18 protein-coding genes are annotated in these 19,588 nt (G+C 66.3%); 7 read left to right on the top strand and 11 right to left on the bottom strand.

Features of this window, described 5'->3' with window-relative positions; all coding sequences use genetic code 11:
- The first annotated feature begins 121 nt into the window (after nt 1–121).
- Nucleotides 122–1,750, top strand: a complete 1,629-nt coding sequence (locus ATO6_RS06450) for a SulP family inorganic anion transporter (protein ID WP_088623069.1) — start codon at nt 122–124, stop codon at nt 1,748–1,750.
- 219 nt (nt 1,751–1,969) lie between these two features.
- On the opposite strand, the gene ATO6_RS06445 is transcribed toward ATO6_RS06450, so the two are convergent.
- From ATO6_RS06445 to coxB, 9 genes are all read right to left on the bottom strand, one after another.
- A complete protein-coding gene (locus ATO6_RS06445; protein WP_088623068.1) occupies nt 1,970–2,554 on the bottom strand; it encodes a GNAT family N-acetyltransferase in 585 nt (194 codons plus the stop codon).
- The gene (locus ATO6_RS06440) at nt 2,554–3,816 is read right to left on the bottom strand and encodes a pitrilysin family protein (RefSeq protein ID WP_088623067.1); all 1,263 of its coding nucleotides are present in this window, start codon (nt 3,814–3,816) and stop codon (nt 2,554–2,556) included. Before ATO6_RS06440 ends, ATO6_RS06445 begins: the two co-directional genes overlap by 1 nt.
- Nucleotides 3,813–5,201 carry a threonine synthase gene (gene thrC, locus ATO6_RS06435; RefSeq protein WP_088623066.1) on the bottom strand — a complete coding sequence of 463 codons (1,389 nt, stop codon included), beginning with the start codon at nt 5,199–5,201 and terminating at the stop codon, nt 3,813–3,815. The genes ATO6_RS06440 and thrC overlap by 4 nt, the downstream gene beginning before the upstream one ends.
- On the bottom strand, nt 5,198–5,875 hold the full coding sequence (locus tag ATO6_RS06430) for an SURF1 family protein (protein ID WP_254919078.1): 678 nt from the start codon (nt 5,873–5,875) through the stop codon (nt 5,198–5,200). Before ATO6_RS06430 ends, thrC begins: the two co-directional genes overlap by 4 nt.
- 88 nt (nt 5,876–5,963) lie before the next feature.
- The gene (locus ATO6_RS06425) at nt 5,964–6,764 is read right to left on the bottom strand and encodes a cytochrome c oxidase subunit 3 (protein ID WP_088623064.1); all 801 of its coding nucleotides are present in this window, start codon (nt 6,762–6,764) and stop codon (nt 5,964–5,966) included.
- 22 nt (nt 6,765–6,786) lie between these two features.
- Nucleotides 6,787–7,374: a cytochrome c oxidase assembly protein gene (locus ATO6_RS06420; protein WP_088623063.1), complete on the bottom strand. Its 588-nt coding sequence runs from the start codon at nt 7,372–7,374 to the stop codon at nt 6,787–6,789.
- Nucleotides 7,374–7,550 carry a hypothetical protein gene (locus tag ATO6_RS25000; protein ID WP_176440845.1) on the bottom strand — a complete coding sequence of 59 codons (177 nt, stop codon included), beginning with the start codon at nt 7,548–7,550 and terminating at the stop codon, nt 7,374–7,376. The genes ATO6_RS06420 and ATO6_RS25000 overlap by 1 nt, the downstream gene beginning before the upstream one ends.
- Entirely contained in the window at nt 7,550–8,488 is a 939-nt protein-coding gene (gene cyoE, locus ATO6_RS06415) for a heme o synthase (protein ID WP_088623062.1), read from the bottom strand. The genes ATO6_RS25000 and cyoE overlap by 1 nt, the downstream gene beginning before the upstream one ends.
- A gap of 50 nt (nt 8,489–8,538) precedes the next feature.
- Nucleotides 8,539–9,441, bottom strand: coding sequence for a cytochrome c oxidase subunit II (gene coxB, locus ATO6_RS06410; protein WP_088623061.1), 903 nt, complete (start codon nt 9,439–9,441; stop codon nt 8,539–8,541).
- A gap of 177 nt (nt 9,442–9,618) precedes the next feature.
- Between coxB and tldD the strand changes: the two genes are divergently transcribed.
- Nucleotides 9,619–11,040, top strand: a complete 1,422-nt coding sequence (gene tldD / locus ATO6_RS06405; protein WP_088623060.1) for a metalloprotease TldD — start codon at nt 9,619–9,621, stop codon at nt 11,038–11,040.
- A gap of 342 nt (nt 11,041–11,382) precedes the next feature.
- Here tldD and ATO6_RS06400 read toward each other — a convergent pair whose 3' ends face one another.
- Entirely contained in the window at nt 11,383–12,027 is a 645-nt protein-coding gene (locus ATO6_RS06400; protein ID WP_088623059.1) for a TetR/AcrR family transcriptional regulator, read from the bottom strand.
- A 169-nt stretch (nt 12,028–12,196) separates the two neighbouring features.
- Here ATO6_RS06400 and dprA point away from each other — a divergent pair, with 169 nt between their 5' ends.
- The 5 genes from dprA to ATO6_RS06375 all read left to right on the top strand — a co-directional run bounded on the left by dprA (nt 12,197) and on the right by ATO6_RS06375 (nt 18,232).
- Nucleotides 12,197–13,372, top strand: a complete 1,176-nt coding sequence (gene dprA / locus ATO6_RS06395; protein ID WP_088623058.1) for a DNA-processing protein DprA — start codon at nt 12,197–12,199, stop codon at nt 13,370–13,372.
- 123 nt (nt 13,373–13,495) lie between these two features.
- Nucleotides 13,496–16,081: a type I DNA topoisomerase gene (topA, locus tag ATO6_RS06390; protein ID WP_088623057.1), complete on the top strand. Its 2,586-nt coding sequence runs from the start codon at nt 13,496–13,498 to the stop codon at nt 16,079–16,081.
- A 146-nt stretch (nt 16,082–16,227) separates the two neighbouring features.
- On the top strand, nt 16,228–16,818 hold the full coding sequence (locus tag ATO6_RS06385; RefSeq protein ID WP_088623056.1) for a L,D-transpeptidase: 591 nt from the start codon (nt 16,228–16,230) through the stop codon (nt 16,816–16,818).
- Between the two features lie 83 nt (nt 16,819–16,901).
- Nucleotides 16,902–17,606: a CoA transferase subunit A gene (locus ATO6_RS06380; RefSeq protein WP_088623055.1), complete on the top strand. Its 705-nt coding sequence runs from the start codon at nt 16,902–16,904 to the stop codon at nt 17,604–17,606.
- On the top strand, nt 17,606–18,232 hold the full coding sequence (locus ATO6_RS06375; RefSeq protein WP_088623054.1) for a 3-oxoacid CoA-transferase subunit B: 627 nt from the start codon (nt 17,606–17,608) through the stop codon (nt 18,230–18,232). The genes ATO6_RS06380 and ATO6_RS06375 overlap by 1 nt, the downstream gene beginning before the upstream one ends.
- 167 nt (nt 18,233–18,399) lie before the next feature.
- Here the strand turns inward: ATO6_RS06375 and ATO6_RS06370 are convergent, their stop codons facing one another.
- Complete coding sequence (locus tag ATO6_RS06370) at nt 18,400–19,230, bottom strand: lytic transglycosylase domain-containing protein (RefSeq protein WP_088623053.1); 831 nt, start codon at nt 19,228–19,230, stop codon at nt 18,400–18,402.
- Nucleotides 19,231–19,588 lie beyond the last annotated feature (358 nt).

The raw sequence follows: 19,588 nt of genomic DNA, 5'->3' as shown, positions 1-19,588 counted from the left end.
CGCGAGGGCGCGGGGCGGGTATGCGCACGGCGCATAGCAGGGTTCTGCGTCGCAGCATGGGCATATGAGGGCAGAGTCGTTAGGGAGGGAAATCTTCTCATAAACACCCCTCCCGGAGCCCATGACCCGACCCTCCCTCGCGGCATTCGCCCGCTATTTCGACCGCCCCGACCTGCGCATCGCGCCGACTACCCCGCTGACGCCCTCGCGGATCAAGATCGAACTGCTGTCGGGCCTGACCGTGGCGCTCGCGCTGGTGCCCGAAGCGGTGGCCTTTGCCTTTGTCGCGGGTGTCGAACCGCTGGTCGGGCTCTATGCCGCGTTCATCGTCGGGCTGGTCACGGCGGTGATCGGCGGACGTCCGGGCATGATCTCGGGCGCGACCGGCGCACTTGCGGTGGTCATGGTGGCGCTGGTGGCGCAGCACGGGGTCGAATACCTGTTTGCGACGGTGGTCCTGATGGGGATCCTGCAGATCACCGCCGGCGTGCTGAGATGGGGCAAGTTCATCCGGCTGGTGCCGCATCCGGTGATGCTGGGCTTCGTCAACGGACTGGCCATCGTGATCTTCATGGCGCAGCTGACCCAGTTCAAGGTGCCGGGCACCGCCGAGGTCTCGGGCCACGGCACCGCGGGCGGCGAATGGCTCTCGGGCGTGCCGCTGGCAATGATGCTGGGTCTGACTGCGCTGACGATGGCGGTGATCTGGCTGACCCCGCGTGTCACCCGCGCCATCCCCGCGCCCTTGATGGGCATCGGCCTGACGGCGGCGATCGTGATCGGCCTCGGCCTCGACGTGCCGGTGGTGGGCGACATGGCCTCCATCGAGGGCGGCCTGCCGCAGTTCCACATCCCGATGGTCCCACTGACCTGGGAAACGCTGGAAATCATACTGCCCTACGCGATCATCCTCGGCGCGGTCGGCCTGATCGAAAGCCTGCTGACCCTGAACCTCGTCGGCGAGTTGACCGGCCAGCGCGGCGGCGCCAGCCAGGAATGCATCGCGCAGGGCTCGGCCAACCTGATCACCGGTTTCTTCGGCGGCATGGGCGGTTGCGCGATGATCGGCCAGTCGATGATCAACGTGAACTCCGGCGGCCGGACGCGGGTGGCGGGGATTGCCGCCGCGCTGTTCCTGCTGCTCTTCATCCTCGTCGGCAGCCCGCTCATCGAGCGGATCCCGCTCGCCTCGCTCGTGGGGGTGATGTTCATGGTCGTGATCGGCACCTTCGCGTGGAACTCGCTGCGCATCCTCGCCCGCGTTCCGGCGACCGACGCCTTCGTCATCGTGCTGGTGACGGTGGTCACGGTCCTGTCGGACCTCGCCATGGCGGTGGTCGTGGGCGTGATCGTTTCGGCCCTCGCCTATGCATGGAACGCGGCGAAACGGATCGGCGCGCGGACCTACCGCACGCCGGAAGGCGCCAAGGTCTACCAGATCCGCGGCCCGCTGTTCTTCGGCTCCACCGACGGCTTCACGGAACTCTTCGACATCAAGAACGACCCCAGCTCGGTGATCGTGGACTTCGCCGACAGCCGCGTGGTCGACCAGTCAGCCCTGCAAGCAATCGAGGGCGTGGCCGCGAAATACGCCGCCGCCGGCAAGCGGCTGCAACTGCGTCACCTGTCCCGGGACTGCCATCGTCTGCTGAAGAAGGCAGGCCACCTCGTCATCGACAGCGACGACGATCCTGAATACGCGCTGGCGGTGGATTACGGTGTCCGCACGGGGATCCTGGGCGGCCACTGAGCCGCTACCCAGATCCCCCGCTTCATCTGGCCAAGTAAACTCCCGCCGGAGGCCGTGGCGTCCGGGCTCGATGCCCGGATGCCACGTTCCCCGCGCGACGGCTTCAAGCCGGCGCAAAACGTGGTACTTGCACGGGCGGCGGTGTCGATGGGGGCTCTGCTCCCGTCCGGCCCATGGCCGGCCTCCCCCGGAGTTTAATCCGCCAGATGAAGCCGGGGATCAGCCCGTGACAGTCTTGCCGCGCCGGTCCATGCGGAGCGCGGCGTAGAGAACGTGAGTTCGCCAGCGGCCGTCGATCTGGAGGTAGCTCTGCGCCACGCCTTCGTATTTGAAACCGCAGCTTTCAAGCAGACTGCGAGACGGTGCATTTTCCGGCAGGCAGGCGGCTTCGATGCGGCTCAGGTCGAGCCGATGGAAGGCGTGATGGACCATCGCCGCAATCGCCTCTCGCATGTAGCCCTGCCGCGCGTGGCGTTCGCCGGTCCAGTAGCCGAGTGTGCCCGACTGCGCGGGCCCGCGGCGGATGTTGTCGAGGGTGATGGCCCCCAGCAGGGCGTCGTCCGAGCGGCGCATCAGGAACATCGGCAGGGCCGTGCCGCCCGAGACAGAGCGCTGCGCCCAGTAGACGCGGTTGGTGAAAGCCTTGCGGGACAGGTGGTCCGTTGCCCAGGTCGGTTCCCAGCGGGCAAGGTAGGCTTCGCTTTCCTGCCTGAGGTCCGACCAGGCGCGCCAATCGGCGTGGACCGGCGGGCGCAGGGTCATGCGCTCCGTCTCGATCTTGACCTTCCGCCGCCGGGTCAGCATCAGGCCGCGCGCCGCACCTGCAGGTCGCCGAGGCGCGGCGCCGGACCTTTCGGGCCATAGATGGCCAGCGCGGCGGGTGCCTTGACCGCCATGTGTTCGGCGAAGCGGCGGATGTCCTCGGTCGTGACCGCGTCGATCTTTTCGACCACCTCCTCGATGGGCGGCACACGGCCCCAGATCTGGAGCATTCGGGCCAGTCGTTCCGCGCGGCTGGAGGGGCCTTCCAGCCCCATCAGCAGCCCGGCTTTCATCTGGGCGCGGGCGCGGGCGATCTCGGCGTCGGTCATGTCCTCGGCGGCGCGCTTCATCTCGTCGATCGTGATGTCCGCCAGCGCCTTGAGCTGGTCCGGCGCGGTGCCCGCGTAGATCGTCGTCACGCCGGTGTCCGCATATGCCCCGGCCTGCGCGTAGATCGTATAGCAGAGGCCGCGTTTTTCGCGGATTTCCTGGAACAGGCGCGAGGACATGCCGCCGCCGAGCGCGGTGGCATAGATCTGCGCCGCGTAGGCGTCGGGGTGCCGGTAGTCCGGGCTTTCGAGCGCCAGCGCGAAGTGGGACTGTTCCAGCTTCTTGACCTGCCGCACCTCGCCGCCCCGGAACCGGGCCGTCGGGATGTCGTATTCCGCGCGCGGGGTCATGTCGCCGAACAGCGCCTCGGCCAGACGGACGATGGCGTCGTGATCCACCGCGCCGGCGGCGGTGAGGATCATCTGCTCCGGGCCGTAGTGCTCGGTGATGAAGCGGCGCAGGTCCTCCTTGCCGAAGGACCGGACACGTTCCGCCGGGCCGAGAATCGTGCGACCGAGCGGCTGGTCGGGATAGCACTGTTCCTGCAGCCAGTCGAAGATCACGTCGTCGGGCGTGTCCAGCGCCTGCCCGATCTCGGACAGGATCACCCCGCGTTCCACCTCGATCTCGCTGTCCTCGAAGGTCGGGTTGCGCAGGATGTCGGAGATCACCTCCATCGCCAGCGGCACGTCGTCCTTGAGCACACGGGCATAGTAGGCCGTCACCTCGCGCGAGGTGTAGGCGTTGATGTAGCCGCCCACGTCCTCGATCTGTTCGGCGATCATCAGCGCCGTCCGCGTGGTCGTGCCCTTGAACGCCATGTGTTCGAGGAAATGCGCGATGCCGTTTTCCGCCTCGGTCTCGTGCCGGCCACCGGCCGAAACCCAGATGCCGATGGCTGCGGACTGCAGGCCGGGCATCTGTTCGGTGACGATGCGAAATCCGTTGGGAAGCGTGTGGTAGTCGGTGGTCACGTGCGGCGGCGCTCTCTGATCAGGGATTGCAGGGCGGCGAGGTCGTTGCCGGCCTTCGTCACCCGCTCTTCGCGGTCATACAGGCTCTGGAGAAACGGGGGAAGCCCCGGCCGGGTTCCGGCGGCGGCTTCGACCGCATCGGGGAATTTCGCCGGATGCGCCGTGGCGAGCGTGATCATCGGCACGGCCGGATCGCGCAGTTCCTCGGCCACCTTCACGCCGACGGCGGAATGCGGGCAGAGGAGTTCGCCCGTCACCTCGCGCTGGTGCGCGATGGTGGCGCTGGTTTCCTCCTCGGAGGCGCGGCCGCTGTCGAAGGTTTCGCGCAGGCGCTCCAGCGCGCCCTGGCTGACGGTGAAGCCGCCGGATTTCAGTTCGTCCATCAGCTGGGACACGGCGCTGCCGTCGCGGTCGTAGACGTCGAACAGGACGCGTTCGAAGTTGGACGACACCTGGATGTCCATCGAGGGGCTGATCGAGGGCGTCACCTTGTCGGTGCGATATTCACCCGTCGTCAGGCAGCGGTGCAGGATGTCGTTCTGGTTCGTCGCGATGATCAGGCGTTCGATCGGCAGGCCCATCTTCTGCGCGATGTAGCCTGCGAAGATGTCGCCGAAGTTGCCGGTCGGGACCGTAAACGACACCTTGCGATGCGGCGCGCCGAGCGAGACGGCGGAGGAAAAGTAATAGACGACCTGCGCCAGCACCCGTGCCCAGTTGATCGAGTTCACGCCCGCCAGTCCGACCTCGTCGCGGAAGTCGTGGTCGTTGAACATGTCCTTCAGCCGCGCCTGGCAGTCGTCGAAGTTGCCGTCCAGCGCGATGGCGTGCACGTTCTCGGCGTCGGGCGTGGTCATCTGGCGGCGCTGCACCTCGGACACCTTGCCGTCCGGGAACAGGATGAAGACGTCCACATTGTCCAGCCCGGCAAAGGCCTCGATCGCGGCGGAGCCGGTGTCGCCCGAGGTGGCGCCGACGATGGTCACGCGATTGCCCGAGCGGGTCAGTGACGCCTGGAACAGCTGGCCGATCAGCTGCATGGCGAAATCCTTGAACGCCAGCGTCGGGCCGTGGAACAGCTCCAGCAGGAAGTGGTTCGGCTCGAGCTGCACCAGCGGCGCGCGGGCGGCGTGTTCGAAGCCCTCGTAGGCGCGCGAGATGATCGCGCGCAGCTCGCCGTCCTCGAACGCGCCGCCGATGAAGGGGCGCATCACGCGGAACGCGGTTTCCTCGTAGCTCAGGCCACCGAGCGCTGCGATGTCCTCGGCGCTCATGGTCGGGACGGTTTCGGGCACGTAGAGGCCGCCGTCACGGGCGAGGCCGGTCAGCATCGCCTCTTCGAATGTCAGGTCGGGCGCCTGCCCGCGGGTCGAGATATATTTCACGTCGTCCCTCTTGGCGTTTTGCGCATGCGATAGACCAGAAATCCGGTCATCGCCAGCCAGATTGCCGCCAGCCCGAACCATGTGACGGCATATTCGAAGTGATCGTTGGGAATTCCGGCCGTATCGACCGGCATCGACAACAGGCCGGGAATCGCGGTGCCGGACCTGCGGACCACCAGCAGCGGTTCGGTGTCGAGCGCCGCGGCCATGCGCGGGACGTCGCGGGCGAACCACAGGTTCGCGCGGGTGTCCGGTTCGGGGGTGAAGCCGTCGACCTCGTCCGGCCAGTGCAGGTTGCCCGTCACCTCAAGCACGGGCGGCAGTCCGGGCAACGGTTCGCCGTCGCGCAGGAAGCCCAGATCGACGAGGATGCGGCGCCCGCCCTCGGTTTCGAACGGCACGATCAGGCGGTGCGCCGCGCCGATGTTCTTGGCGCTGGCCAGCACCTGCAGGATCGGGGCGCCGGGGACGCCGGTGACCTGCACGGGCAGGTAGCGGTCGGCCTCCGGGTCCGGCGCATCGGGCAGCGCGACGGGGTCCGCTGCGATGCGCGCCTCGATGTCGGCCAGCACCTCCTGCTTCCACTGCAGGCGCTGGACCTGCCATGTGCCCAGCGACAGCAGCACCGCGACGCCGCCCAGGCCGACCACCAGAACCATCAGTAAATTGCGCAAGACCGCTCTCCTCAAAAGCCGAAGGCGCGACCCGCGTCGCGCCTTCCGTCATTCTCGCCTTAGGGCGGGGTTTGCCCCCGCCTCTGGCTCAGCCGCCCCAGATGTAGACGGCGGCGAACAGGAACAGCCACACGACGTCGACGAAGTGCCAGTACCAGGCCGCCATTTCGAACCCGGCGTGGTTTTCCGGGGTGAAGTGGCCGGCGTAGACGCGCATCAGGCAGACGAACAGGAAGATCGTGCCGATCAGGACGTGGAAGCCGTGGAAGCCGGTCGCCATGAAGAAGGTCGCGCCGTAGATGTTGCCGGAGAACCCGAAGGCGGCGTGGCTGTATTCGTAGATCTGGAACACGGTGAACAGCGCGCCGAGGATGATCGCCAGGATCAGGCCCGACTTGATGTCCTTGCGGTTGTTCTCATGCACCAGCGCATGGTGCGCCCAGGTTGCAGCCGCGCCCGAGCACAGCAGGATCAGCGTGTTGATCAGCGGCAGGTGCCACGGGTCGAAGGTCTCGATCCCCTGCGGCGGCCACTGGCCGTCGATGCCCGGCGACGCGGGGCCCATGGGGTACATGGCGTGTTTGAAGAAGGTCCAGAACCACGTCACGAAGAACATGACCTCGGACATGATGAACAGGATGAACCCGTACTTCAGGCCCAGCCGGACGACGGGAGTGTGATCGCCCGCCTTGTTCTCGGCGACGGTCTCGGACCACCACGCGTACATGACGTACAGCGTCATCACGAACCCGAGCAGCAGCATCCACGGACCGTGGTCGTGGAAGAACAGGACCGCCCCGAAGAGCATGATGAAAGCGCCGACCGCACCGAGGAACGGTTGGATCGACGGATGCAGGATGTGATAATCGTGGTTCTTGACGTGCGCCATATCGGTCCCTCGTTGGAGCCTCTCAGTTCGTGTTCGTATCCGCCTGCTTCTGCTCTGACGCGCTGTTGGCGGCCAGGTCTTCGGGCAGGTCGGTTTCGTAGAAGGTGTAGGACAGCGTGATCGAATGTATGAACTTCGCGTCCCGGTCGTCCACCAGTTCGGGATCGACGAAGAAGGTCACGGGCATCTGCACCCGCTCACCCGGCTGCAGCACCTGCATGGTGAAGCAGAAGCAGTCGATCTTGGTAAAGTAGTTGCCCGCCTCGTAGGGGGCGACGTTGTAGCTGGCGGTGCCCGCGATCACGCGGTCGGTCGGGTTGTAGGCCTCGTAAAAGGCCAGCCCGGTTTCGCCCAGCCGGATTTCCATCGTTTTCTGGACCGGCTTGAATTCCCACGGCATGGCGGCATCGGTGTTCGCGTCGAAGCGCACCTTGACGGTGCGGTCCAGGATCACGTCGCTGCCCGCCGAGGCGGTGTTGGTGACACCGCCGAAACCGGTGACACGGCAGAACCAGTTGTAGAACGGCACCGACGCCCAGGCCAGCGCGCCCATCACCACCACGGTGCCAAGCGTCGCGACCAGCGTCTTCGTGGTGCCCTTCATCGCCATCACTTCGTCCCCGTCTGCTGGGGCGTGGCGCCCGGAGCGTTGGAGAAGTCCGTGTTGGACACCTTGACCACGGTCATGCCGAAAACGAGCGCCACGAATGCGGCCAGCACGAGGCCGAGCCCGAGATTCCGGCTCCACCGGCGCTTGTGAAGTTCATGCTCTTCGCGAAACTGCATCACCATCCCCCGAGCCCCCAGGGCTTCAGCGCGGCTTCGGCGAGGATCGCGCCGAAGTGCAGGAAGAGATAGAGCAGCGACAGCGCGAAGAAACGCTTCTCCACCCGGTATTTGTCCGCCTCGGCCACGGCTTCGTCACGGCGCAGGATGTCGAAGGCGCCCTTGATGAACAGCAGGTTCAGGATCACCGACACCGTCAGGTAGACCGGCCCGCCGATCGAGGTGAAGGCGATGCCGACGGCGACCGGCGCCAGCAGCAGGGTGTAGGCGAGGACATGGCGGCGGGTGGAGCGGCGGCCGTGGGTCACGGTCAGCATCGGCACACCGGCCTTTTCGTAGTCCGAGTTCATGAACAGCGCCAGCGCCCAGAAGTGCGGCGGGGTCCACATGAAGGTCAGCGCGAACATCAGCACCGATTCCAGCGAGATGCCGCCGGTGGCGACGGCCCAGCCGATCATCGGGGGGAAGGCGCCCGCGGCGCCGCCGATCACGATGTTCTGCGGCGTCCAGCGCTTGAGCCACATCGTGTAGACGACGGCGTAGAAGAAGATGGTGAAGGCCAGCAGACCGGCGGCCAGCCAGTTCGCGGCCAGCCCCAGCATGACGACCGAGAGCACCGACAGCGCGAGGCCAAGCGCCAGCGCGTCCTGCGGCGCGACCTTGCCCGACGGGATCGGACGGCGCGCGGTGCGCTTCATCACGGCGTCGATGTCGGAATCGTACCACATGTTCAGCGCGCCCGAGGCCCCGCCGCCGAGCGCGATGAACAGCACGGCGCAGAAGGCGAGGAACGGGTGCACGGAAACCGGCGCGGCCAGCAGGCCGACGGCGGCGGTGAAGACCACCAGCGACATCACGCGCGGCTTCAGCAGCGCGACGAAATCGCCGAACCCGGCCTCGCCCTCCTGGACCTGCGTATTGATGCTTGCGTCGGTCATGTCGGTCTTGCCTTCAGGGTTGCGCGCCGGTCATCCGGCGCGCTGCCGTATCAGTTGGTCAGGGCGGAGAGCTGGACGTATTCGCCCGCTTCCTGAGTCGCGGCCAGCCAGGCCTCGTAGGTCGCCTCGCTGACCACCTTCACGGCGATCGGCATATAGGCGTGGTCCTTGCCGCAGAGTTCCGAACACTGGCCGAAGAACGTGCCTTCGATCTCGGGGCGGAACCACAGCTGTGCGATACGGCCCGGCACGGCGTCCTGCTTCACGCCGAAGGCAGGAATGGTCCAGGAGTGGATCACGTCGGCGCCGGTCACATCCATCACGATGACCTTGCCGACCGGCACGATGACCGGCTTGTCCACTGCCAGCAGGAACTCGTCCTCGGCATAGCCCGCCGCGACCAGCTTGGCCTTCATGGCGTCCGACAGGACGTAGGCGCTTGCGCCCGCGCTCTCGTCCTCGCCCGTCATGGTGGCGGGCTGGCCGATCATGTAGCTGTCGAACAGCACTTCTTCGGGCGCGTCGACGTATTCATAGCCCCAGTACCACTGGTAGCCGGTCACCTTGATGGTGATGTCGCCCTCGGGGATTTCCTGCTGCTTGAACAGGACCGGCAGCGAGAAGGCGCCGATGAAGACGAGGATCACGATCGGGATGATCGTCCATGCGACTTCGACCGGGGTGTTGTGCGTGAACTTGGCCGGCTTCGGGTTGGCGCGGCTGTTGTAGCGCAGGATGACGATCGCCAGCAGGGCGCAGACGAAGATCGTGATCACCGTGATGATGATCAGGATCATGTGGTCGAGCCAGTGAATGTCGCTGGCCAGCTCGGTCGCGGCGACCTGGAAGCCCATGCCGCCTTCGTGGGGTTTGCCGACCACACCGCTGTCCTGTGCCGCCACGGGCATGGCGGTTGCGGCCAGAAGCGCGAAAAGGCTGAGAATACGTCGCATTATGCACCCTGATGGTTGAGTGTTCCGCAGCAGAGCATGACGGATTCCCGCCGGCCCGCGTTGTTTGTCGCCGCTTAAAACCATATTCTGGTGCCCACGACAATAATGCGGCTTGCGGCAAACGGACGCTTTTTTGATCTGGATCAACCCCGCACCCCGCCGAACCGAGGCAAACCGATGACAGATTCACCGTTCAACCCCTTTGAAACCGACCTCGACGAGGCCCGCGCGCTGGCGCTGCTGCGCGAGGCGGTCGCGGGTGGCGATGACGGGGAACTGTTCCTCGAACGCCGCAGGTCCGAAGTTCTTGTCTTTGACGACGGGCGCATCAAGACCGCCAGCTACGACGCGGCCGAAGGGTTCGGCCTGCGCGCCGTGCGCGGCGAGGTGTCCGGCTACGCCCATTCGACCGAGATCAGCGAAAGCGCCCTGAAGCGGGCCGCCGAGACCGCGCGCCTCGCCGTCGGCGACGGCGGCGGCACGATGGCGCCCCCGCCCCGCGCCACCAATCGCAAGCTCTATGCCGAGATCGACCCGATCGCCGGCCACGCCTTCCCGGTCAAGGTCGAGACCCTGCGCGAGATCGACGCCCTCTGCCGCGACCTCGATCCGCGGGTGGTTCAGGTGTCGGCCACGATCATGGCGTCGTGCCAGGAGGTCGAGATCCTGCGTCCCGAGGGGCTGCGCGTCCGCGACATCCGTCCGATGACCCGCGTCAATGTCTCGGTCATCGTCGAGGACGGCGGCCGCCGCGAATCCGGTACCGCCGGCGGTGGCGGGCGGATCGGTCTGGACGGCCTGATCGACCCCGCCGACTGGCAGGCCAAGGCGCGCGAGGCGCTGCGCGTGGCTCTGGTGAACCTCGACGCCGAACCCGCGCCGGCCGGCGTGATGGACGTGGTCCTCGGCCCCGGCTGGCCCGGCATCCTGCTGCACGAAGCGATCGGCCACGGGCTGGAAGGCGACTTCAACCGCAAGAAGACCTCGGCCTTCGCCGGCCTTCTCGGCCAGCGTATCGCCGCGCCGGGCGTCACCGTTCTGGACGACGGCACGATCCCGGACCGCCGCGGGTCGATCACCGTGGATGACGAGGGCACGCCCTCTGGCAAGAACGTTCTGATCGAGGACGGCATCCTCGTCGGCTACATGCAGGACCGACAGAACGCACGCCTGATGGGGGTCGATCCGACCGGCAACGGGCGGCGCGAGAGCTATGCCCATGCCCCGATGCCACGGATGACCAACACCTACATGATGGGCGGCGAAGCCACCCGCGAGGAGGTGGTGGGCGAGCTGAAGGACGGCATCTATGCCGTCGGCTTCGGCGGCGGGCAGGTCGACATCACCAACGGCAAGTTCGTCTTTTCCTGCACCGAGGCCTATCGCGTGAAGAACGGCGTCGTCGGGGCCCCGGTCAAGGGTGCCACGCTGATCGGCGACGGGGCGACGGCGCTGCAGAAAATCCGCGCACTCGGCAACGACATGGCGCTGGATCCCGGCATGGGGAACTGCGGCAAGGCCGGGCAATGGGTGCCGGTCGGTGTCGGTCAGCCGACGGTGCTGATCGGTGGTCTGACAGTCGGGGGATCCGCGGCCTGATCGGCCGCGACTGCATCTTCACGACTGATCGCAACATGGGCCACCTTATCGGCGGGGCACGCGGTCCCGTTACAGGCAAATGCCCGACTGCGATACCCCGCCATTTAAGGCCTACATCATCGAAAAGTCTTGTTTTGCAGTCACTTCGTCATTGAATGACTGCATCAAGACTCACCCGACCGCACCCTGTCAAAGCGCTTGAAAAGCCCTTTTCGTTTTGAAAAACCGCTTTTTCGGCGCGCTGAAGTCCTTCGGCCCGGAAATCGCTTACCTAGCGGCACTTAGCCAGTGCCAAGCGTCATTATACACACGCATAGCGGGAGATTTTTCCAAAACGAAAGTTCAGCTTTCCGAGGCACGCCGGCGCCAGACCTCGGTTTGCGCCGCGGGGTCGCTGCGGTGGTCGCAATACGAGCGAATCAGCCGGTCCATTGCCTGCCGCGAAATGGTCCGGTGCGCATCGTCGAAGCCGAGCGATGCGACCATTTTCCAGTGACCGTACATGAGACAGACGAACAGCCACGACAGTTCCTCGGCGGCCTGATGGTCGAGGTCCGGAAACTGCACCGAGAATTCGTGCGACAGGACCTGCCCGATCAGGCGATACTGGTCGCCCAGCTTGATACGTACGGCCTCGGACCCCGCCGAGAGCGACACCAGCGCGTCATAGACCTTGTCGTCACGCGGTTTGACCGTGCCGTCGAGCATGTCGAAGTAGAAGTCCAGAAAGGCATCGACCCGCGCCGGTCCGCTGAGACTGCCTGCGGTCGAGATCAGGACATCGCGATAGATCGCGGCCATCATGTCGCAGAGTTCCAGCATCAGGCTGTCGGGATCGGGATAATGATAGCGGACAAGCTGCCGCGTCAGCCCGGCCTGTTCCGCAATCGCGTCATAGGACAGATGCGGCAGCCCCCGCGCCTGTAGGGCGGCAAAGGCACCTTCGACGATCTGGCGGCGTCTGTCGTCCCCGGTGGCGGTCGTCATGGGCGCGTTCCCCCTCGCGGCTGCGCAGCGACATTGCCCCAGGCGCAACCGGTCCATCAAGCCCCGTGTGGAATGCCTCGGGTTAATGACCTAGCCCATTAACCATGTGATTCACGCTTGGTTAACCGCTCATGCGCTATTCCTGATTCTGCAAGCAGGCGGAGTCACGATGGTCGAGGATACACATCCTTCCACTCACCCCCCACTCCCACCCACCACGGAAGATGGTCGGCTGTCGTGGCTTCGTCTCTTGCGCTCCCGCCGGGTCGGGATCGCGACATTCTACAGACTGCTCACGGAACACGGCTCCGCCGCTGCCGCGCTCGATGCCCTGCCGGACATCGCCGCGGCGGCGGGGGTGCCGGACTATCGCCCCTGCCCGCCCGAGGTCGCACAGGCCGAGCTTCGCGCTGCGGCGCAGGCCGGAACGCGGATGATCTGCATCGGCAGCCCCGATTATCCCGACGACCTCCTGACGATTCCTGACCCGCCCCCGATCCTGTGGGCACATGGCGACCAAACGGTGCTCGACCGGCCCCGCATCGCCATCGTCGGGGCCCGGAACGCCTCGTCGCTCGGCACACGCATGGCCCGCGCCCTGGCCGAAGACCTCGGGGCGGCCGGATACGTGGTCGTCTCGGGTCTCGCCCGCGGGATCGACGCGGCGGCACATCACGCGGCACTGGGCACCGGAACCATCGGCGTCATGGCGGGCGGGGTCGACATGCTCTACCCCGCCGAAAACGCCGGGCTGGCCACCGATATGGCCGCCACGGGCCTGCGCCTCAGCGAACAACCCATGGGGCTGCAGCCCGTCGCCCGGCACTTCCCGCTCCGCAACCGCCTGATTTCCGGCCTCGCCCGCGGTGTCGTCGTGGTCGAGGCCGCCGCGCGGTCCGGCAGCCTCATCACCGCCCGCACCGCGCTCGATCAGGGCCGCGAGGTGCTGGCGGTGCCCGGCCATCCGCTGGACGGACGTTCCGCCGGGTGCAACATGCTGCTTCGCGACGGCGCGCGGCTGGTCCGCAACGCTGCCGATGTGATCGAGGCGATCGGCCTGCCAGCCGCCGAACCCGACCGTCAGGCAGCTCTCGACCTCGGCCCGGCCGTTCCGATTCCCCCGGCTCAGCCCGAAACGCGGACCCTGCGCGAAACCGCTGCCCTGCATCGCCGGATCCTTGACCGACTCAGCCCCTCCCCCGTGGCCGAGGACCAGCTGATCCGCGACCTCGGCGGCACCCCCCGGCAGCTGTCGCCGGCGATCCTCGACCTCGAGATCTCGGGCGATGTCGAACGCCATCCCGGCGGCCTGATCGCCCTGCGTCCCCCGGCGCGCCCCAGCTAGCGAGGCGCGCCGTCAGGCGGGAGGAGCGGCGCCGCCCCGGTCCAGCAGGCGCATTGACATCCGCCCGGCAAACCCCACATGGTCCGCCGCCAACGCGTCAGCGTCGCACAGAAAGGACCGCTCATGCCCGTCGTCGTGGTGGAATCCCCGGCCAAAGCCAAGACAATCAACAAGTATCTCGGCCCGGATTACACCGTTCTGGCCTCCTACGGCCATGTCCGCGACCTGCCGCCCAAGGACGGCTCCGTCGACACCGACAACGAATTCGACATGAAATGGGAGATCGCGACCGACAGTCGCAAACACGTGAAAGCGATTGCCGACGCGCTCAAGGACGACAACGCCCTGATCCTCGCCACCGACCCCGACCGTGAGGGCGAGGCGATCAGCTGGCACCTCGAGGAGGCGCTGCGGAACCGCAAGGCGATCAAGAAGGACACGCCGGTCAGCCGCGTCGTGTTCAACGCCATCACCAAATCCGCCGTGACCGAGGCGATGAAGAACCCGCGCCAGGTCGATGCGCCCCTCGTCGAGGCCTACCTGGCCCGCCGCGCGCTCGACTACCTCGTGGGCTTCAACCTGAGCCCCGTCCTGTGGCGCAAGCTCCCCGGCGCGAAATCCGCGGGCCGCGTGCAATCCGTCTGCCTCCGCCTGATCGTCGAGCGCGAGATGGAGATCGAGGCGTTCCGCGCCCGAGAATACTGGACGGTCAAGGCCATCCTCTCCACCCCGCGCGGGCAGGAGTACGAGGCGCGGCTGACGGTCCTCGCGGGCAAGAAACTCGACCGCTACGACATCGCCAACGAGACGCAGGCCGAGCTGGCCGTTCAGGCGATCACCAGCCGCGACCTGACCGTGAAGTCGGTCGAGGCAAAACCGGCCAGCCGCAACCCCTCGCCGCCCTTCATGACCTCGACCCTGCAGCAGGAAGCCAGCCGCAAGTTCGGCATGGGCGCCCGCCAGACGATGAGCGCGGCGCAGCGGCTCTACGAGGCCGGGCACATCACCTACATGCGGACCGACGGCATCGACATGGCGCCCGAGGCGGTGCAGGCCGCCCGCGACGCCATCGCCGAACGCTTCGGCAAGGACTACGTGCCGGGCAGCCCGCGCATCTACAAGAACAAGGCCAAGAACGCGCAGGAAGCGCACGAGTGCATCCGCCCGACCGAGATGACCAAGGACGCCGCGGCGCTCAAGATCACCGATGCGGACCAGCGCAAGCTCTACGACCTGATCTGGAAACGCACGCTGGCCTGCCAGATGGAAGGCGCGCGGCTGGAACGCACCACGGTCGACGTCGGCAGCCGCGACGGCCAGGTCGAACTGCGCGCGACCGGTCAGGTCGTGCTGTTCGACGGTTTCCTGCGGGTCTACGAGGAAGGCCGCGACGATGCCGTGGTCGATGACGACGACAAGCGCCTGCCGCAGATTTCGCAGGGCGAGCCCGCCAAGAAGGGCCAGATCACCCCGGACCAGCACTTCACCCAGCCCCCGCCGCGCTACACCGAGGCGACGCTGGTCAAGCGGATGGAAGAGCTCGGCATCGGCCGCCCCTCGACCTACGCCTCGATCGTCACCACGATCCAGGACCGCGGCTATGTCCGCAAGGACTCGAATCGCCTGATCCCCGAGGACAAGGGCCGTCTGGTGACCGCCTTCCTCGAGAACTACTTCCGCCGCTACGTGGAATACGACTTCACCGCCGGACTGGAAGAAGAGCTGGACGACGTCTCGGCGGGCGAACGGAACTACAAGGACGTGCTGGGCCGTTTCTGGCGCGACTTCTCCGCCGCGCTGTCGGAAACGTCGGAACTGCGGATCACCGAGGTTCTCGAAAAGATCAACGAGGTGCTGGAGCCGCACCTGTTCCCGCCGACCGAGGACGGCAGCGATCCGCGCCTGTGCCCCAACTGCGGCGCGGGACGGCTGTCGATGCGCACCGCGCGCTCGGGCGGGGCCTTCATCGGCTGCTCCAACTACCCGGAATGCCGCTACACCCGGCCCTTCGGCCCGCCGGGCACCGAGGATCATTCCATCGGCCCCGACGGCAAGATCCTCGGCTATGACAACGAAGAGGCGATCACCCTGCGCGACGGCCGCTTCGGCCCCTATGTCCAGCGCGGCGAGGCGACCGAAGAGGTGCCGAAGCCGCCCCGCGCCAGCCTGCCCAAGGGCTGGGCGGTCGAGGATATCGACCTCGAAAAGGCGCTGACGCTGCTGAACCTGCCGCGCCAGATCGGCCCGCACCCCGAGGACGGCGAGACTGTCGAGGCGGGGATCGGGCGCTACGGCCCCTTCGTCCGGCATGGCAAGACCTACGCCAACCTCGCCAGCGTTGACGAGGTGTTCGAGGTCGGCATGAACCGGGCCGTCGAACTGCTGGCGCAGAAGGCGATGCGCGGCGGCCGCGGTGCCGCGGCCAAACCGCTCAAGGAGCTGGGTGAGCACCCCGACGGCGGCGGCATGGTGTCCGTCATGCCCGGCCGCTACGGGCCCTACGTGAAATGGGAGAAGGTGAACGCCACCATCCCCAAGGACGTGGAGCCCGAGACGGTGACGATGGAACAGGCCGTCGAATGGATCGCCGAAAAGGCAGCCAAGTCCGGCAAGAAGGCCCCAGCCAAGAAAGCGGCGCCCAAGAAGGCTGCCGCGAAGAAACCGGCAGCCAAGAAAAAGGCTCCGGCCAAGAAGAAGGCGGCTGAATAGGCCGTCCCTTTCGATCGCCCTTGGCACGAACCCGGTGCAATGCCGGGTTTGTGCAACACACACATCACGTAAAGCGTATGTGATTGGCCCTCCGCCGCCCGAGTCGCCAGTTTCCCGGCTGACAGACGGATAGTGGAGACCCCGACATGACCAAGACCAGCCCGGCCCGGCGCCGCTTTCTCGCAGGCGCCGGCGCGCTGATGTTCGCACCCTCGATCCTGCGCGCACAGACCGCGATACCGGTCGAGGAGGTCGACCGCAGCGGCTCCGAGTCCGTGCGGCGCAACATCTCGTCCTTCCAGCGGCAGGACTGGCGCGATCATTTCGACAGCCTCGGCAAGGGCGCCATCGTCGCGGATACCAATTCGCGCGCGCTGCACTACTGGTCCGCCGATGGCAGCGATTACCGCATCTACCCCACCTCGGTCCCGATGACCGACGAATTGACCAAGCGCGGCTACACCGAGGTCGTGCGCAAGCGCGTCGGCCCCGACTGGACCCCCACGCCGTCGATGGTCGAACGCAATCCGGAACTGAAATACATGCCCCCCGGCCCCGACAACCCGCTGGGCACCCATGCGATGTACCTGTCTTGGCCCGCCTACCTGATCCACGGCACCCACGACACGCGCAAGATCGGCCGCCGCAGCTCGGACGGCTGCATCGGGCTCTACAACTTCGCGATCGAGGAGCTTTTCGCCGCCACCCCGATCGGCACGCAGGTCCGCATCCTCTGACGGGTGCCGCGGTGCGGCATTCCGTTGACTCCGGACCTGCCGGGCGTCATGACATTGGGTAATCTCAAGACGGAGGGTTCCCAATGAAGAAAGTCTACGGCTCCGCAGCCGAGGCGCTCGACGGGGTGTTGTTCGACGGCATGCTGATCGCCGCCGGCGGCTTCGGCCTGTGCGGCATCCCGGAACTGCTGATCGCGGCGATCCGCGACGCAGGCACCAAGGATCTGACGGTCGCGTCGAACAACGCCGGGGTCGACGACTTCGGCCTCGGCATGTTGCTCCAGACCAAGCAGGTCAAGAAGATGATGTCGTCCTATGTGGGCGAGAACGCCGAGTTCATGCGCCAGTACCTCTCGGGCGAGCTGGAACTGGAGTTCAATCCGCAGGGCACGCTGGCCGAGCGGATGCGCGCGGGCGGCTCGGGGATCCCCGGCTTCTACACCAAGACCGGCGTCGGCACCCAGATCGCCGAGGGCAAGGAATTGAAGAATTTCGACGGGCAGGATTACATCCTCGAACGCGGCATCTTCGCGGACCTGTCGATCGTGAAGGCGTGGAAGGCCGACGAGACCGGCAACCTCGTGTTCCGCAAGACCGCCCGCAACTTCAACCCGCCCGCCGCGATGTGCGGCAAGGTCTGCGTGGTCGAGGTCGAGGAAATCGTGCCGACCGGGTCGCTCGATCCCGACAAGATCCACCTCCCCGGCGTCTACGTGCACCGCCTGATCCAGGGCGAGCACGAGAAACGCATCGAACAGCGCACCGTGCGCAAGAAGGAGACCGCGTAATGCCCTGGGACCGCAACCAGATGGCCGCCCGCGCGGCCGAGGAACTCGAAGACGGGATGTACGTGAACCTCGGGATCGGCATCCCGACGCTCGTCGCCAACTACGTGGGCGACAAGGACATCACCCTCCAGTCCGAGAACGGCATGCTCGGCATGGGCCCCTTCCCCGTCGAGGGCGAAGAGGATCCGGACCTGATCAACGCCGGCAAGCAGACGATCACCGAACTCAAGCGCACCGCCTATTTCGACAGCGCCACCAGCTTCGGCATGATCCGCGGCGGCAAGATCGCGGCGGCGATCCTGGGCGCCATGGAAGTGGCCGAGAACGGTGACCTCGCGAACTGGATGATCCCCGGCAAGCTGGTCAAGGGCATGGGCGGCGCGATGGACCTCGTGGCCGGTGTCGGTCGCGTCATCGTGGTGATGGATCACACCAACAAGGCGGGCGAGACCAAGGTGCTGAAGGAATGCACCCTGCCGCTGACCGGCAAGGGCGTGGTCAACCGCATCATCACCAACCTCGGGGTGCTCGACGTGGTCGACGGCGGTCTGAAGATCGTGCAGCTCGCCGACGGCGTGACCGAGGAAGAGATGCGCAACTCGACCGAAGCCACCATCGTCGGCTGACCTCACATGCTTAGGAACCGAACGCGCCGTCCCTCACCGGGCGGCGCGTTTGCGTTCCTGACGGTCTCCAGCTTCATCTTGCCGGAAATATGCCCGCCGAAGGCCGTATCGAAAGGGCTCGATGCCCTTTCGATACGATCCCGCGCGACGGGCCCCGGCCGGCGCAATCAGCTGGGGAAAGAGAACACGCAGCCGTCCGAAATCAGCTCGGGCCGGGTGCGGCACAGGCTGCGCGCCACCTCGAAAGCCGCCAGCACCTTGGGGACATAGTCCCGCGTCTCGGCATAGGGCGGCACGCCGTTGTGCTTGCCGATCGAATTCTCACCCGCGTTGTATCCGGCCAGCACGAGGATCGGATCACCCCCGAACTTCGCCATCAGCAGGTCGAGGAAGGCCACCCCGCCCTTGATGTTCTGCGCCGCGTTCTTGCTGTCGTCCACGCCGAACCGCGCCGCCGTCGCCGGCATCAACTGCATCAGCCCTTCGGCCCCCGCGCCGGATACCGCATCGACCCGGCCCGCGCTTTCCACCGCGATCACCGCCAGAACCAGCGCGGGCGACACGCGCGTGCCAGCCGTGCGCAGCAGGATCTCGGACTGGTGGGCCCGCGCGATGTCCATCAACTGCCCCAGGCGCGGCGTCGGCACCCCCTGCCCGGCGGGCGGCGCCCCGATCCGGCGCAGCGCAGGCTCCAGCCGTCCCGGTCCGGCCGCCGTCAGTTCAGGCGATACCGTCTCCCAGAACCAGGCAAGCCGCCCCGGACTGGCCGCGGCGGGCGGCGTTGCGCCGGGCTCCTCCGCCATGGGTTTCTTCTTGGGCGGCGGCAGTGCGTCACCGGGCTTGATCTGGACGGTGATGCGCTTGCCCGCGCCATCCTTCGGGACACCGATGCGCTTGAAGGTGAAATCGCCCCCGGCGGTGGCCGGTTCCGCATAGGACGGCAAAGCCGAGATCAACAGGAAAGGGGCGGCGCAGGCCGCAAGAATCATCTGCCTCATCTGTACTGCCCGTCTTTTTGCGGTTGCTGCCCCGATCGGGGTCGTTCTTTCTTGATGGGCACTATCGCAGATTCCAGCGTTTCGGACCAGAAACCAGCCGCTCCTGCAAGAAATCGTCGGGTTTTTCGGCCACATTGACGGGCGGAAGGCTAACCCGAAATATCCAAAAACGGGAAAAAACAGTTTGTTCTCAAAATATTGAGCGAGTTCTTGCCCGAACCTTAAAACCATACGAATTTTGAACGAAAGCCGCCAAATTCCTGCCCCAATCCGGGAGCTATATGTCTCCGTGCCGCGAAGGTGGTGACCTGAATGTGAGAGAGACAGGTTGCAGATCGCCCAAACGGACAGTGCAAAC

The sequence above is a fragment of the Oceanicola sp. 22II-s10i genome, from assembly GCF_002210105.1.
Lineage (GTDB): Bacteria > Pseudomonadota > Alphaproteobacteria > Rhodobacterales > Rhodobacteraceae > Pseudooceanicola.
The sequence above is the reverse complement of the archived record's forward strand: the minus strand, read 5'-3'. Positions and strand labels throughout refer to the sequence as shown.